The 16,565-nt window shown below is 36.9% G+C and carries 15 protein-coding genes; all 15 read right to left on the bottom strand.

What is annotated here, in order from left to right; all coding sequences use genetic code 11:
• Positions 1 to 51 precede the first annotated feature (51 nt).
• Entirely contained in the window at positions 52 to 1,407 is a 1,356-nt protein-coding gene (gene murD, locus MKX39_RS05555) for a UDP-N-acetylmuramoyl-L-alanine--D-glutamate ligase (protein ID WP_340768686.1), read from the bottom strand.
• 1 nt (position 1,408) lies between these two features.
• Positions 1,409 to 2,380 (bottom strand): phospho-N-acetylmuramoyl-pentapeptide-transferase, encoded by a 972-nt coding sequence (gene mraY, locus MKX39_RS05550; protein WP_093535322.1) that lies wholly within the window; start codon positions 2,378 to 2,380, stop codon positions 1,409 to 1,411.
• A 46-nt stretch (positions 2,381 to 2,426) separates the two neighbouring features.
• Positions 2,427 to 4,283 (bottom strand): penicillin-binding transpeptidase domain-containing protein, encoded by a 1,857-nt coding sequence (locus MKX39_RS05545; protein WP_340761871.1) that lies wholly within the window; start codon positions 4,281 to 4,283, stop codon positions 2,427 to 2,429.
• 112 nt (positions 4,284 to 4,395) lie between these two features.
• A complete protein-coding gene (locus MKX39_RS05540; RefSeq protein ID WP_340761870.1) occupies positions 4,396 to 6,561 on the bottom strand; it encodes a penicillin-binding transpeptidase domain-containing protein in 2,166 nt (721 codons plus the stop codon).
• A gap of 35 nt (positions 6,562 to 6,596) precedes the next feature.
• On the bottom strand, positions 6,597 to 6,965 hold the full coding sequence (gene ftsL / locus MKX39_RS05535; protein ID WP_340768685.1) for a cell division protein FtsL: 369 nt from the start codon (positions 6,963 to 6,965) through the stop codon (positions 6,597 to 6,599).
• Positions 6,966 to 7,916: a 16S rRNA (cytosine(1402)-N(4))-methyltransferase RsmH gene (gene rsmH / locus MKX39_RS05530; RefSeq protein ID WP_093535326.1), complete on the bottom strand. Its 951-nt coding sequence runs from the start codon at positions 7,914 to 7,916 to the stop codon at positions 6,966 to 6,968.
• 126 nt (positions 7,917 to 8,042) lie between these two features.
• On the bottom strand, positions 8,043 to 8,474 hold the full coding sequence (mraZ, locus tag MKX39_RS05525; protein ID WP_093535328.1) for a division/cell wall cluster transcriptional repressor MraZ: 432 nt from the start codon (positions 8,472 to 8,474) through the stop codon (positions 8,043 to 8,045).
• A 399-nt stretch (positions 8,475 to 8,873) separates the two neighbouring features.
• Entirely contained in the window at positions 8,874 to 10,490 is a 1,617-nt protein-coding gene (bshC, locus tag MKX39_RS05520; RefSeq protein WP_340768684.1) for a bacillithiol biosynthesis cysteine-adding enzyme BshC, read from the bottom strand.
• Positions 10,491 to 10,598: 108 nt separating this feature from the next.
• Positions 10,599 to 10,985 (bottom strand): DUF3397 domain-containing protein, encoded by a 387-nt coding sequence (locus MKX39_RS22315; RefSeq protein ID WP_445678017.1) that lies wholly within the window; start codon positions 10,983 to 10,985, stop codon positions 10,599 to 10,601.
• Complete coding sequence (locus MKX39_RS05515) at positions 10,969 to 11,859, bottom strand: 2-dehydropantoate 2-reductase (RefSeq protein ID WP_340768683.1); 891 nt, start codon at positions 11,857 to 11,859, stop codon at positions 10,969 to 10,971. Before MKX39_RS05515 ends, MKX39_RS22315 begins: the two co-directional genes overlap by 17 nt.
• A 212-nt stretch (positions 11,860 to 12,071) precedes the next feature.
• Positions 12,072 to 13,613, bottom strand: coding sequence for an acyl-CoA carboxylase subunit beta (locus MKX39_RS05510; protein ID WP_340768682.1), 1,542 nt, complete (start codon positions 13,611 to 13,613; stop codon positions 12,072 to 12,074).
• Positions 13,614 to 13,628: 15 nt separating this feature from the next.
• Positions 13,629 to 13,841, bottom strand: coding sequence for an acetyl-CoA carboxylase biotin carboxyl carrier protein subunit (locus MKX39_RS05505; RefSeq protein WP_340761865.1), 213 nt, complete (start codon positions 13,839 to 13,841; stop codon positions 13,629 to 13,631).
• Positions 13,838 to 15,199, bottom strand: a complete 1,362-nt coding sequence (locus MKX39_RS05500) for an acetyl-CoA carboxylase biotin carboxylase subunit (protein ID WP_340768681.1) — start codon at positions 15,197 to 15,199, stop codon at positions 13,838 to 13,840. The genes MKX39_RS05505 and MKX39_RS05500 overlap by 4 nt, the downstream gene beginning before the upstream one ends.
• A 129-nt stretch (positions 15,200 to 15,328) precedes the next feature.
• A complete protein-coding gene (locus MKX39_RS05495) occupies positions 15,329 to 15,727 on the bottom strand; it encodes a hypothetical protein (protein WP_093535342.1) in 399 nt (132 codons plus the stop codon).
• Positions 15,728 to 15,787: 60 nt separating this feature from the next.
• Positions 15,788 to 16,549 carry an enoyl-CoA hydratase/isomerase family protein gene (locus tag MKX39_RS05490; RefSeq protein WP_340768680.1) on the bottom strand — a complete coding sequence of 254 codons (762 nt, stop codon included), beginning with the start codon at positions 16,547 to 16,549 and terminating at the stop codon, positions 15,788 to 15,790.
• Positions 16,550 to 16,565 lie beyond the last annotated feature (16 nt).

Here is a 16,565-nt window from a genome sequence, read left to right as displayed (position 1 = left end):
GAAGATAGGAAAATAAATTTTCTTGTATCTTTCGTTTAGGTCATCCTTTCATTACTCTTTTAAAGATGTAACATGGTCGATAAATTCATCTCCACGAATCTCAAAGCTTTCATATTGATCCCAACTTGCACATGAAGGTGAAAGCAATACGATATCCCCTTCGGATGAAGTCGCTAATGCTATTTTAAATGCTTCACCTAAGGTTTCTGTGCTAACTACCGAGGAGATTCCTTGCTCTTCTCCAAACTTTTGCAATCGATCTTTAGTTGCTCCGTAATGGAATAATGCTTTCACACGATCTAAGTAAGGTATTAGTTCATCAAATGAATGGCCGCGGTCCACACCACCTGCTATTAATATAACTGGCTCTGTAAAACCTTCTAGAGCACTTTTAGTTGCAAGTGCATTTGTAGCTTTTGAGTCATTATAAAATTTACGGCCTTTCCATTCCCTGATGAATTGAGTACGATGTTTAACCCCGTGGAATGTTGATAATACTTGTATAATAGCTTCAATAGGACATTTCATCAGTAATGCTGTCGCTGTCGCAGCAAGTACATTCTCTAAATTATGCTTACCTCTCAGCGCAATAATAGATCGTTCAAATAATCGTTCACCGTTCCAGTAGACGTATAGCTCATCTGCACTTATACCCTCTTTTGTCTTACTACTAACATAAAAAGGTATTTTGGCTGCCTTACTCATTTGAGCATAGTCTTTCACTATTTGCTGTTCTCCATTATAAACTAGCCAATCAGTAGCATCTTGTTGTTGGGTAATTTTAAATTTAGCATCTGTATATTCCTGAAAATCTTTATGGTAATCTAAATGCGCTTCATATAAGTTAAGTAGTACAGAAACTTTTGGCTTTAACTCTTCTGTACCCATAAGCTGAAATGAAGATAATTCGGTTACGATAATATTCTCTGCTGTCGCTTCTTTTGCAACAGTAGTTGCAACTGTACCAATATTACCAGCTATTTTGGGCTTTTTATCGGCAGCTGCAAGCATTTCAAATATCAATGTAGTAGTTGTAGTCTTTCCATTTGAACCGGTTATTCCGATCATTGGAGCATCGCTAATACGATACGCAAGTTCTACTTCTGTCCATACAGGTATTCCTCTTTTATTTGCCTCTGTAATAACTGGATTGTTATAAGGTATTCCAGGATTCTTGACGATTAAACTAAAGCCTTCATCTAAGATATCTTCCGGATGACTTCCACAAATAACAGTTAAACCTTTTGACAACAAGTACTGAGCATTTTCATTTTGCTCGAATGGCTTTGCATCATTCACAGTAACAAATGCTCCTAAGTCATGTAGCGTTTCAGCTGCTGCAGTACCGCTTTTTGCCAAACCTAAAACAAGTATTTTTTTATGAACTACATGTGGTAATTTCTTCATCTCACAAAACCTCCAAGCAGACTACAATCATTGCAGCTATGAAACCTATTGCCCAGAACACAGTAACTATTTTACGTTCATTCCAACCCGACAATTCAAAGTGATGGTGAATCGGACTCATTTTGAATATACGCTTGCCAGTTGTTTTAAAGCTAATCACTTGTAATATCACCGATAACGTTTCAATTACAAAGATAATCCCAACAATTAGCAATAATAATTCATGTTTCACTAGAATAGATACCATGGCCAGCGCACCACCTAATGCAAGAGAACCCGTATCTCCCATAAACACTTTTGCTGGATATTTGTTAAACAATAAAAACCCTAAAAGTGCTCCTGATACACAGAATGTAAATATAGCTATATCACTCTGTTCATAAGCAAGTGCTAGAACACCAAATGCTGCAAAGGCAACTGTTGCTGTTCCTGCAACTAATCCATCTAAGCCATCTGTCAAATTAACGGCATTTGAAAAACCAACTAGCCAAAAGATAAGAAATGCAATATACAATTGACCTAATTGAAGTTCCATTTCTGTAAATGGTATAACTATATTTGTATCAAAGGGTCCTTGTTTTAATAAGAAGTAGGCAATGATCGCAATAATAATTTGACCAATTAGTTTCTGGATAGATGTTAAGCCTAAATTTCTTTTTAAAACGACTTTTATAAAATCATCCAAAAATCCAATAACACCAAAACCTACTAGGATAACTAACAAAACAATGGACTGAGTCGTTAATTTATCAAAATAAAGGGATAGAGCAAGTGTTGAAATAATGATGGAGGTTAAGAAAATCAGCCCTCCCATTGTAGGTGTACCTGCCTTTACTTGATGCGACTGAGGCCCTTCTTCTCTTATGCTTTGACCAAATTTCATCCTTCTTAAATAAGGAATAACAATTGGAGCAAGAATAACTGTAAGTATAAAACTAACAATAAGTGTAATAACCGTTGTAGACAATGTCATAAAAAAATCTCCTTAAATACGATCAACTATTAATGAATGTACTATTTTATTTATTTGTGTATACATGAATTGTTCCATCTAATGGGATGAGCCCATTTTCTTTTGGCAGCTGAGAAATTATTTCGTCTCCATCACCATGCCAAACAATATTGAAAGGATACATATAGGACGTTATTTCCTTCCTTTTTGTTCCTACCAGGTTCGGTGTACGTACTTGCTCTACATCTCCCCATCTATACTCTTTTTCTATCTGGGTGCCGCTTCCTTTTGTCTTCAGTGAATCTTCCAAAATTTGACCAACAATAGGGGCTGCTATTACTCCCCCGAATTGAGTGCTGTGTTTAGGGTTGTCGATGGCAACATATACGATAAGTTCTGGATTATCTGCTGGTGCAAAACCTATAAAGGATACAATGTACTCTCCATCCATATACCGGCCATTTTGAACTTTTTGCGCTGTACCTGTCTTGCCACCAATTCGAAGTTGATCACGATAAGCATTTCTACCCGACCCCTCCGCAACTACATGTTCCAGAGCATCTCGCACAATGGCTGAAGTTTCCTCACTAATAACTTGACGCTTCATCTCTGGTTCACTACTTGATAAGATTTCGTTTGTTTCACCATCTATTGTATTTTTTACAATAAATGGCTTATATAGATACCCACCATTTACTGCCGCAGCTACAGCTTGCACTTGTTGAATAGGGGTGACTGAAATACCTTGACCAAAAGAGGTTGTGGCGTGTTCAACTGGTCCAAAGTTCTCTTTACTAAATAGAATACCCGAGGATTCCCCTGCCATCCCTGAACCTGTAGATTTACCGAACCCAAAGTTACGTATGTATTCTTGTAACTTCTCTGCGCCTACTCTATTTCCTAACTCAATAAAACCAGGGTTGCAAGAATTTTCAACAACTTCTAAAAATGTTTGATTTCCATGTCCTGATCTTTTCCAGCAACGAAGCCTAGAGCCTTCTACCATGGTATATCCTTTATCATGAAAGTGATCATTCTGTAAGTCTACTACATTCTCTTCTAATGCCGCACTCAATGTAATAATCTTAAAAGTTGAACCAGGTTCAAAAGTCATCCAGACTGGTAAGTTACGATTGTAAACGGTCGAATCCACCTCTTGATAGTCCGACGGATCGAAATTAGGAGCAGAAGCAAGTGCTAATATTTCACCATTTTTGGGGTTCATAACAATCGCAATCGCTTGTGTCGCTTCATATTTCTGCATAGCTTGCGATAATTCACGTTCCACTACTTGCTGAATATCTAAATCCACTGTCAACTGTACATGATTGCCTTTTACACCATTTTTCCATCCATCGTCCACATGTGGAAGTGGTACTCCTTTTGCATCGGTAAACATTCGTACAGCAGAGGATTTGCCTTTTAAAATAGAATCATATTGGTACTCGATTCCCGCAAGCCCTTGTGCATCATAACCAGTAAAACCTATTAATCTAGATAACATATTGCCATATGGATAGTCTCTTAAATAATCGACTCCTGCATATAAACCTTTAATATTCTTATCTTGTATTTCCATAGCAAGTTCACTCGAGATATTTTTTCCTTTAGGTGCAATTTTCACCAAGTATGCTCTTTTGTTTATTTGCTCTAAAAGCTCACTTTTGTCCATCCCTATTAAGGAACCAATTTCTTCAGCTACTTGCTCTGGATTCTCATTTTGAGAAGGCATATAAAATAATGTCGGTGCAAGCTTGTTTCCTACGATAACTTCTCCATTACGGTCTAAAATATTCCCACGGAGAGAAGCATAAGGTAGTTCTCTATCCCAGCTTTCTTTTGCCTTTGTCGTAAGCTCATCAAATTGGAAAAATTGAAGCTGAACTAATTTGAGAAGAACTAGGACGAACAAAAAAATAATCATAATCCAAATCAGGCGCAGACGTACAATTTGTTTTAACTTTGAAATTGCCAAATCCCCTTTAGTCCGTTTTAGATAACCTATGAGAAAATGACACTAACTATTCTATCCCTATTTAGTCCTGAGGTAAATCAGTTTGTGATTCGTCTAAATTTTCCTTATTATTTGTCACTTCTGCTGGAGTTGCAAGTTTCACGACGATTGGAGTATCTGCAGTTACGATCGATCCTCCAGTCAAGCTCTGTTCATTTACAAAACCTTCTCCAACAATTTCTATTGGTAACTTAGATAACGATTTATATATCATAATATTTCTTTTCGACCAACCTTTAAAGTCAGGTAATTGAATATCACCCTGTCCCTTTAGAAAGACTATACTATTTGAAATAGCACTTGTTTTTGCCGCTGGATATTGTTCTTCTACCTTATCCGACTGACCGATAACTACTGTCTTTAATCCTTGTGCTTCCAATTTACTTTGACTTGCCATTAAATCTTCCCCAACTACATTCGGCATTTCAATTGATTTTGCAAGTTCCAAGTTTTCCGGCTCAATATTTAAATATTTCAAGCTTCTTTCTGTCACTGCGTTGAAAATTTCGGATGTTGTATCAGAACCAGTTTCCGTCATTTCCAATTTTGGTCGATGAACCATCACATAAACAATTAACTGCGGATCCTCTACTGGAGCCATTCCTAAGAAAGAATAGAGGAAATCATTTCTTCCCCAGTAGTAGCCCCCTCCAGGTTTTGATATTTGAGCAGTACCAGTTTTACCTGCTGAAGTATATCCATTCAACTTAAATTTCTGGGCAGTACCTTTTTCTGACGTTACCGTACTTGCCAATATTTCTTTTACCTGCTGCGCCGTTTCTGCAGAAATAGGAGATTTCTTTTCAACCTCTTTATGATTCTCCACTACATCATTAGTATTAGGATTGACAATTTTATCAATTATAAAGGGTTGCATCATCTTCCCTTCATTTGCTATAGCAGTCATTCCTTGCACCATTTGTATAGGTGTTACGGTTGTTCCCTGACCATATGTTGTAGTTATACGTTCAACTGGACCAGCATTTGCTATAATTCCAGTTGCTTCGCTGGGAAGGTCTATACCCGTCTTCTCTCCAAATCCAAAGAGTTTAATATATTCATTGAACGTTTCCTCTCCTATTTGGTTAAGCAAGTACGCCATTGAAACATTGGATGAACGTTGGAAACCTTCTAAATACGTTATATTCCCCCACCCTACTACATTATGATCCCTTATAGTTCTATCAAAGATCTTATAGGAACCCGATTTATATGTAGCATTAGGTGCCCAGACCCCTTCTTCGATAGCGGCGGCTAATGTGAATATCTTAAAGGTAGATCCTGGCTCAATCGTTTGCTCAGTTACTTCATTTAGCCAGTTAGTAGATAATCCTTCTCTTGTATTCGGTTCAAAGGAAGGGCGCTGGGACATAGCTAATATTTCCCCAGTTTTTGGATCTGCTACAACAGCCGTAATCCGTTCTGGATTATATTTTTCTTGTGCCGTATTCATCGCTTCTTCTAAAAAGTTTTGTATGGTTTTATCTAAAGTGAGGTAGATGTCTAAGCCATTTTTAGCTTCTGTCACCATCTTCTCAGCATTCGGTAGTAAGAAGCCTTTAGTATCACTTTTAAATTCCACTTTCCCAGGAGTGCCGGTTAACTCTTCATCGTAAATATATTCAAGACCCATTTTGCCAACAGGTTCAGCTGTTCCATCTTCTTTCTCTTCCTTTAAAGCAAAACCTATCAAATGCGAAGCAAACTGACCATTAGGATATAATCTTTTTAAATCTTCGATAAAAATTATTCCAGGTAGTTTGTTGCTTTTTATCTCTTCCATAACTTTGTTGCTAATATCCCTGCCAGCTTTACCAAATTCAACTTGGTATTTCTCGGATTTTATACTTTTCTCTAGTAAACTAGCAATCTCTTGTTCTGTCATATCAATATATTTTGCTAAAACTTTGGCCGTGTTAGCTGGATCACTAACATGCCTTTGTATACCACTATTGTTAGAAGCGTTCGGGCTAATGACAGCGATCATTTTATAGCTAAGTGTATCCTGTGCTATTATCTCGCCGTTACGATCAACTATTTTCCCTCTACTAGCTTGAAGAACCTGTTCTCTACTATACTTGTGCTCTGCCTTCGTTGATAATACTTGACCTTCAGCAGTACCCGTATATTGTATAAATACAAAACGACTAAGTAATAAGAAAAAGAGCCCTCCATATAATAAAAACATTAGAAAGGCTCCCCATTGAAAACGAAATTTCTTATTCATTGTCCTGGCACTACCTTAACGTTTTGCTCATTCAGTTTCAAACCGAGCTCTTCCGCCTTTTTCCAAATACGGTCATAGGTAGATAATTCATTTACTTGTACTGATAAGTCAGTATTATTTTTTATAGTAGAGTCAATTTCCTTTTCCATTAGTGCAATATCTGTAGTAGTTGCTCGCACAGCGCTTTCCGTTTGAATAATCATGACAGATAAAGCAGTAACTATTGCTAACAACCCGACTAATAGTATTTTTTCTCCTTTAGAAATAAGATTATTATTTTTTTTCGCCTGCTTCTGTACCTGTGGTTGTTCAGTGTAAGAAGGGCGTGGTATGTATGTTTGTGATTGCTGTTTACGTAAAGCCATTTAGACACTTCCCTTTTCGATTAATTTTTCCACAATACGTAACTTAGCCGAACGAGAGCGATTATTTACTGCCAACTCTTCTTCCGAAGGGACTATCGGTTTCCTTGTAACCACTCTTAACATTGGCTCCATACCAGCTGGAATCATTGGTAAATTTGGTGGTAACTCTGGTAAAGAAGATGCTTCTTTGAAAATTGTTTTAGTTAATCTATCTTCTAAGGAATGGAAGGTAATAACACTTACTCTTCCTCCTACTTTTATAAGCTTAATTGCATCTTCTAGTGAGTCTTCTGCTGCACCTAATTCATCATTTACAGCAATTCGGATCGCCTGGAAAATTCGTTTAGCAGGATGTCCACCCGTTCTTCTAGCAGCAGCTGGAATACCTTCTTTTATAAGCTCAACAAGTTGGAAAGTGGTAGCAATTGGTTCAACTTCTCTTGCCTTCTCAATTTTGCGCGCAATTTGTTTAGAAAACTTTTCTTCTCCGTAACGGAAAAATATCTTAAGTAATTTTTCATATGGCCAATCATTGACTACATGGTAAGCAGTTAACTCACTTGTTTGATCCATTCGCATATCTAACGGGGCATCGTAGTTATAACTAAACCCTCGCTCCGGTGTGTCTAATTGGGGAGAGGATACACCTAAGTCATATAAAATCCCATCAACCTTTTCAATACCAATTTGGTTAAGTTCATCTTTTAGATAACGAAAATTTGCATGGACAAAGGTAACTTTGTCTAAATAAGGTGCAAGTTTTAGCTTTGCATTTTCAATGGCAGTCATATCTTGATCAAAGCAAATTAGTCTACCTTTTTCATTTAATTGTTGTACTAAGTATTCACTGTGGCCAGCTCCGCCTAGCGTGCAATCCACATAGATCCCATCAGGACGAATAGCTAGTCCATCTACTGTTTCTTTTAGTAATACGGTCGTATGATGAAACAAGCGTTTCTCCTCCTCTTAATAAAATACATCTTGGCGTATTTATTCCTAGTTAAACTTTAACTCTGAAATCCAAGACATTTGTCTAGACTTTAATGCAATCCACCGGGACAAACCCAGTTAGATGAGTTATATATCAAAGCCAATCATATTTTCTGCAATATCATTGAAAGAATCCTCAGACTCCACAAAATAATTTTCCCAAGCATCTTTAGCCCAAATTTCAAGCCGATTTGACACTCCAAGTACGATACATTCCTTATCCATCTTCGCATAACTTCTGAGATTACTCGGAATGTTGATACGCCCTTGCTTGTCTATTTCTACTTCGGTTGCACCGGAAAAGAAAAAACGAGTAAATGCTCGAGCATCTTTCTTCGTTACAGGAAGTTCTTTAAGTTTGTCTTCGAGTTTTCGCCATTCATTCATAGGATAACCAAATAAGCAATTATCAAGACCACGTGTAAGGACAAAACTGTCATCTAAGTGTTCTCGAAATTTGGATGGTATTATTAACCGTCCCTTTGCATCAACGTTATGTTGATATTCGCCCATGAACATGCTACTCACCCCACTTTATGTCATTAACATACCACAACGCCCCACTTTCCTCCACCGTTTTTTTAAAAACAGGACGATATTTCTTTAAAATGTGTAATTAGTACTTGTTGAGACACGTTTTCTAGTAAATTCTACAAAGAAATCCTATAACTTTGATACATGAAAAGTTTGGAAAAGTTCCTGTGTTTATTGCGATTTCCAGTGAAATTAGGAAGGAATTATCTTAAAAGTGGGGGCAAGTGACAAGAATCCAAGCGAAGGAAGCTCTATTTAGTCGTTAGTTGGAATATTGGTACCCTTAGTTGGGATTTTGGCACGTTTAGTTGGAATCTTGGGCTCTCTAGTTGGAAAACTGTAAAACAAGAAAAAAATCCCCACTAATGAAAGTGGGGATACAAATTATAAATAAATCACGTGATGTTTACCATTAAATTCATATGGTACTTCTAATAGCTGTTTAATCAGAGATGGACCATACTCATTCATCAATTGAATCGGTGTATATGTTCGTTCTTGAAGACCATCGTTAGGCATTAAGTTCATACTAATACGATCATAACGATTAGTAGTCGCATCTAACTTACTAAGGAATGTATCTTCAATTGCGTTATTAATAAAATTCAATTGTTTTTCATGATTTTTTAAATTCTTTTGTACTAATGGAGATAACTTCAAACCGTCTTTCATCAAAAGTTGCTCCAACTTCCCGTACTTTTCTATAAGATCTGCTTTTATTTCCTCTATCAAGTGAGGAACTTCCTCGTTACGATTGCTATTTATATAGTGCAACTTAGCATCTTGTAAAGATCCATCCCACACATCTTCAATCGTAAAGGATAACTTTTCTAATAAGGATTGCGTATTTGCATTGACTATCGAAATACTAATACGGGGCATTAGAACTGGCATTTTCATGTCAAACAACTCAAATGCTGTTTTTAATGCGCCCCAGTATGCAATCTCGCCTGGTCCAGCAATAAAGCTTAGTACTGGAAAGACCATTTCCTGCATGATTGGTCTAGTTACCACATTATTACTTAACTTCTCCGGATGTTCTCTTGCAATTTCCATCATCTCGTCCAATGTAAATGAGATTCCCTTTGCCTCATGAACAAATTGATTGTTCACTCGTTCTAATAAGAAACGTTCTCCTGCTTCAACATAAAACAAATGAGCCGCTGACTCTTTTGCTTGTATCGGTGTACCAAATCCTTCAAGTGCTATTTTTTCTTCATGCTCAAATACTACTTTAGCTAGTTCTGAAGAATGTAATATTTGAAGTTGAAAATAATCACTTTCCAATTTTCTTAATGGCTCATACGCAGCGTCTATTAAAAGTAAACCTTCCTCTTGAAATAGTTCGTTCATTAAGGCTGTAAAAAAGCTTGTATACGTTAAATTATTATCTAAAAGCTCTAAAACATTAGATTTAAGATCTTTCGTATATAAGGTTTCGGGTAAACTTTTGAAAATTTCATCCAAATACTCTTTTATTAACTGGTGGTCAAAAGTAGCTTCAGATGCAATTTTTTTCGTTCGAGACTTTTCTGGATAAACTAGCTTTTGAAGTGTTCGGCTTCTATCTATGTATACATGATTTATCTCATCGATATCATGATCTTCTCCAGCAATCCAAAAAACAGGTATAACAGGTACTCCTAGAGTTTCTCTTTGTTGTTTTGCCAATATAATAACCGAAATTGCTTTATGAATTGAATATAACGGTCCAGAAAGAATCCCTGCTTGCTGCCCGCCTATAACTACAACCCCATTGTCTTTAAGTTCATTTATATGCTGACTACTTTTTTTGGAAATACCATATTCACTCATATAAGAAGTAATTACATCAGCAAGCTCAGTTCTTTTATGTTTAGTAAAATTAGCTTCTTTAACCCTTTTGTTAAGTGCCTTTTGGTTCCATTCATAATGAAAGAAAGAAGATAAATTAGCTACATCCTCCAAATATTTCTTATAAAATGAGGAAGCGAATGGTTGTGTGTACTGCTCTAATCGCACTATTTTTCCACCTCTATTATTTTCAAGTTCATTTTGGCGAAAATTCACCAAAGCTATCATTTTAAATACTTTAAGAGTATAACACTTACTATATATGTGTAAAAATTATTAGCTTATATAGGTTAAAACATATTGGATAACTCCGAATAACCATAAAAATGCATAAAAACAACATAATAGTAAAAATAGGATTCTCCAAATTTTCCTCAACAATGGAATTATTTCAATTTCTTTTTTAGAACGCCAGTCTAAACATGTCATAATCGTCGCTAATATAATGGAAAAAATAATAAGATACCAACCAATCCCTTTCGAGAAAAGGAATGAGAACAAATTAGCAGTAGAAAAGTATAAAAAGAAAGTCGAAACATCGGACGCAATGCCAATTGATTTTTTTCTTTTATGTAAAACAAATTTACAAATGATAAATGTAAGCAAAAACACGACTACTGGGTATATTACAAAAATCGAAAGAACATTAACGACGGTAATCACCTTCTTTGTTTATTTCACTTAATAATAAATAGAATGCTTGTAAAATAGGCAAAGTTTTATTTCTTTGAGCGGCTTTTTCTATTATAGCTCCAACAATGGTATCTAACTCCATCATTCGCCCATTCTCAAAGTCCTTGAGCATAGAGGAACGATTTTCCCTGGTATTTTCACACAGGGAGACAACCTCCTCCCATGTAAGCCTTTCTCGCCAGTCATCAAAAGCAAACATCATTTCGTCGTACATGCCTCTCAATATAGCTTTATAGGAGTCATTTTCAACTAGCTCTCCATTAGTCACTTGAGCAATAGTAGTCAAAGGATTAATCAAGCAATTTAACATAGCTTTTTTCATAAGCATTTGTTCGATATCACCGGTAAAGATTAAAGGGAATTCCTCGTTATTCCCCCCCATTAAACTATTAATGGAAGCCCATTGCCCTTTATAAAACCCGATATAAGTTGGACCTATTCCTAAGTGTTGAACCGTGGAATTATTTATTTTCGTAGCACCATGTAATACAGAACCAATAAGGACAGTTTCTTGTGGTAACTTCCGTAGAAAAGATATGTGTGATAAACCATTTTGCAAAAACAGAAGAGGGATATGCTTTGGTAAAGAATTTAGCTGATCTTCTAAATGTGTAAGATGATGATACTTCACTGCAATAATAATAAGATCCATTTGTTTTAAATCAGTTATGTCCGAAACTATATCACAAGTAATTTGTTTCGGATTTTCCGTTTTCTTTTCTATGTATAAATGATGGACTTTACTAGTTTTTCTGACTAAAAAAGTAATGTCATGATCTGATTCCGACAAATATGCACCAAATAGGAGGCCTATCGCTCCTGCACCAACAATACCGATTTTCATAAGTCACCCCCAAGTTCTTTAATAAAGCAGGTACTTTTTCACTCTAGCAAAACCGAAAAAAGACTCTTGGTCTTCTAAGATCAGAGACGTAGGTATGCTGTTTCTTTCCGCTCCGTTCTTAAAAGTTCTATAAACCCAGTGTTATGGTAAATTTATATATACTTTCTCTTAAAAAAGGTCTACCTCTGGGGTAGACCTTAGCTTTATCATTATTATACAGGAAGCACCGGATGTTTTCGAGGTGCATTTACTATTTGTTTATCTTCATAAAAACGTAGTCGATTTGCTAGTTCTGCGCGTAAATCGCTTGGTGCTACAATTTCATCGATAATCATTTCAGAAGCAAGTTTATAAATATCAATTTCCTCTTTATATTCCGCATGTTTTTGTTGAACAAATTTCAGACGTTCTTTTGGATCTTCGATTGCCTCAATTTTGTTTGAGTACACAGCATTTACTGCCGCTTCTGGGCCCATTACAGCTATTTGAGCTGTAGGCAAGGCAATGCACACATCTGGCTCAAATGCAGGACCAGCCATTGCATATAAACCTGCTCCGTATGCTTTACGTACTATAACAGATATTTTGGGAACTGTTGCAGAACTCATCGCTGCAATAAGCTTCGCCCCATGTCTTATAATTCCAGCACGTTCTACTTTCGTTCCTATCATAAACCCAGGAACATCCGCTAAGAATAGTAGCGGAATTGAAAACGCATCACACAGTGAGATGAATTTTGTAGCCTTATCCGCTGAATCTACGAATAGCACTCCACCTTTAGCTTTTGGTTGATTGGCAATAATTCCTACTGCTCTGCCATCAATTCGCGCTAAGCCTGTAATTAACTCAGGAGCAAACAACTTCTTCACATCAAAGAACGTACCTTCATCGATAATGGCTTCAATTGCTTCGTACATATCAAATGGCGCGTTTTGATTTTCAGGAATGATTGCTTCTAGTGTTCTTCCTTCTTTAATGGTTTTAGGTTCCACTTGTTTTGGTTTCTCCGTATAATTCGCCGGGAAGAAGTCCAAATAGCGTTTAGCCTCGGCAATTGCTTCTTCTTCTGTTGAAACAAGAACGTCCCCTACTCCACTGACTGTGCAGTGCATACGGGCTCCACCCATCTCTTCTAGCGTCACTTTTTCACCGATTACTTTTTCTGCCATACGAGGTGAGCCTAAATACATCGAAGCATTGCCTTCAACCATAAAGACAATATCACAAAAAGCAGGGATGTAAGCTCCCCCAGCAGCGGAAGGACCAAATAATAGGCAAATTTGTGGAATGAACCCTGATAGCCTTACTTGGTTATGGAATATCCTTCCTGCTCCTCGTCTATTTGGAAACATATCTAGCTGATCGGTAATACGCGCACCCGCTGAGTCTACTAGATACAACATTGGTACTCTATTTTTTTCTGCTATTTCTTGGATACGAATTATTTTTTCTACAGTACGTGATCCCCACGACCCAGCTTTCACAGTCGAATCATTTGCCATGACACAAACAGTTTGCCCATTTACTTTACCGGTAGCAGTCACAACACCATCTGCTGGCAAATCTCCTGCTTCCACATTCGCAAAGCGACCATCTTCGATGTATTCCCCATTATCAAAAAGTAACGCTAAACGATCTCGTACAAATAATTTGTTTTGCTCTTTCATCTTTTCATGGTATTTTGCTTGTCCCCCTGAATAAACAGATGCCAGTTTTTCTTCTAATCTATCATTATACGCTTTTGTTTCTCCCACGTTGTAAAACCCCCTTTATTCAAACGTTACTAATACATCGCCTTCATTGACGAAGTCGCCTTCATTTGCATTGATTGTGGCAATTTTACCCGCTGTTTCTGCTTCAATTGGAATCTCCATTTTCATGGATTCCAACACCATTACTACTTGTCCAGCTGCCACTTCTTCTCCAATTGCTACATTTACGGTAAATACTGTACCTGCCATAGTCGATTCTAAATTTTTCATTTTGAAACTTCCTCCCTTTGTTTGTTCATCCATTCCCCTAAAACGGATGTTGAATACTCCCCACTGATGAAACTCTCATCATCCAAGAACTGTTGGAATAGTGGAATATTTGTTTTCACACCTTCTATTTTAGCAGAAGAGAATACTTTTTGTGCAGACTCTATTGCTAATTTTCTATTTTCTGCATGGATAATAACCTTAGAAATCATCGGATCATAGAATGGTGTAACTTTGTCACCTTCCGCATAACCAGCATCAATCCGGACATCCTCATCTGTTTCCCAATTTTGAACTGTAATAGTTCCAGGTGATGGGAAAAATGTTTTTGGATCCTCTGCATATATTCTAAACTCTATCGCATGTCCATTAGACTTTATCGAAGCTTGGTCTCTCACAGGTAGTTCTTCCCCGGCAGCAACTCTTAACTGCCATTCCACTAAATCGAACCCAGTGATAGCTTCGGTAATGGGATGCTCTACTTGTAGTCGAGTATTCATCTCTAAAAAGTAAAACTGATGATTATGATCTACTATAAATTCTACCGTTCCAGCATTTATATAATTTACAGCTTTCGCTGCATTCACAGCAGCTTCCCATAATTTCTCTCTTGCTTCTTGTGGGAAGTTCGGAGAAGGTGCCTCTTCTAGAACTTTTTGGTTACGACGCTGAACCGAACAATTTCGTTCAAATAAATGAACGATATTACCATGTGTATCCCCAAAAATCTGCACTTCAATATGTCTAGAGGAATCAATGAACTTTTCAAGAAAAACTACATCACTACCAAAATACGATTTTGCTCGTGTTTTAATCGATTCAAAATGTTTAAGGAGGGTCTCTTCATCGTCACAACGAATCATCCCTATGCCGCCACCCCCTGCACTTGCCTTAAGCATGATTGGATATCCAATCGAAGAAGCTGCCGTTATTGCATCTTCTACAGAAGCAAGTCCCGCTTCTGTTCCTGGGACAACTGGCACGTTTGCATTGATCATTGTAATTCTTGACTCGATTTTATCTCCCATTTTTTCCATTGTATCAGGACTAGGACCGATAAAAACTATACCTTCAGCCTCTGCTTTACGAGCAAAATCAGCATTCTCTGATAAAAAACCATATCCCGGATGAATCGCATCCACTTTTTCTCTTTTTGCAAGAGCGATAATATCATCTACTTTTAAATAGGATTGCTGAACTTGACTCGGGCCAATCTCAAAAGCATAGTCCGCTTCTTTCACATAAGGTAAATCTTTATCAGCTTCTGAATAGATTGCTACTGTTTCAATATTTAATCGCTTACATGTTTTAATAATACGTCTTGCGATTTCTCCCCTATTGGCGATTAATACTTTCTTCATCTTACTTCCCCCTTCGTTTGAACATTTCCCCCATCTATATTAGTCTATACGATTGTTGAAAGCGATTTCAACTAAATTCTGCTTTGTCTCCCCAGGAACAACAAAAGAAGCCCTATAAAAAGGCTTCTTTTACTTGCGTTCAATATGCGTAATACCTTGTTTAACCCAGTTTAAAAGCTGTTCATAATCATTTTTCAACAAATTGTATGCACTTGAAATTTCATTATAAGAATGCTTCATCTCATCGTAACTTTCCATCGCCAGTTGCAAATGGTTTTGAAGGGAGGAGGAATCTGCTGCCTCTTTAGTAGAATAAGAAGTTGGTTTATGTTCTTTTTTCATAATTTGAGGGCGTAGATTTTTGTTCCACCGGAATGCACAAGCTTGCTTAGATCTACCAAGTAATACACTTGCTTCTTGAAAACCAGAAATTTGCGTGTGACCTTGATTAATTTTGTTCAAAATTATTTCTTTTAGAAGATTATCTTCTTCCTCAGTCCAACTATCTTTTCTCAATTTCACATTCATCTGGATCACCCTTTGCTTTTTTATTAATATATGCAAAGTGGGTGCAAATAGACTCTCATATTATTTCTTTTTAGATAAAAATGAATTGACCGCATCGTGATGTACTTCCTGCTCCCAAAGAACAGAACAAGTTCTTACCTCTTCCATAATTCTTTCGTATAATTTTGACTGCTCCCACTTACGTATTAATTGCATTTTGTATGCTCTTAATACAGTCTCATGAGGCACAATCATTCTTTGCACAAAAGCTTCAAGTGCTGTATATTTATGTCCTTCAAAAATTTCCGTTGCCCACCCAATAGTTTGAAGTTTGTCAGATGAGTAAGGTACCGCTTCAGTAAGCATTTGGAGAGTGTGATCCTGACGCATTCCTTTTTCCCATAAATAGGTTCCACCACCCCATCCAGAAGTAATGGCCAACTGACCTTGTATGAATCCACATCTTGCGTCTTTCTTTACTAAACGATAATCACATAAGGTTGCAATCTCACAGCCTCCACCAACTGCAGTTCCGTTAACTAATGCTAATGTTGGAATAGTCATTGTAGCGACGTCATACAAAATAGTTGCCGCCTCACTTAACATTTCAAATGATTCTTGCTCTGTTTTTAACTTGTGAAGAACAGATAAATCACCACCAGAACAAAAAGACTTATCACCTGCTCCAGTAATTACTGCTAGTTTGATGGAACTATCATTTTTCACTGTATGTACTAATTCTTTAAAACCTGCTAAGACTTCCATATTTATCGCATTATGAATGGCAGGTCTATTTATTTCAAAAATGATAATTTCATCTTTTTTTACTATAGTATAATCCATATTCTGACACCCCTTT

This window comes from Psychrobacillus sp. FSL K6-1464 (assembly GCF_038003145.1).
Taxonomy (GTDB): domain Bacteria; phylum Bacillota; class Bacilli; order Bacillales_A; family Planococcaceae; genus Psychrobacillus; species Psychrobacillus psychrotolerans.
Note: the sequence above shows the minus strand (reverse complement) of the source record. Positions and strands in the feature narration are given on the sequence as shown.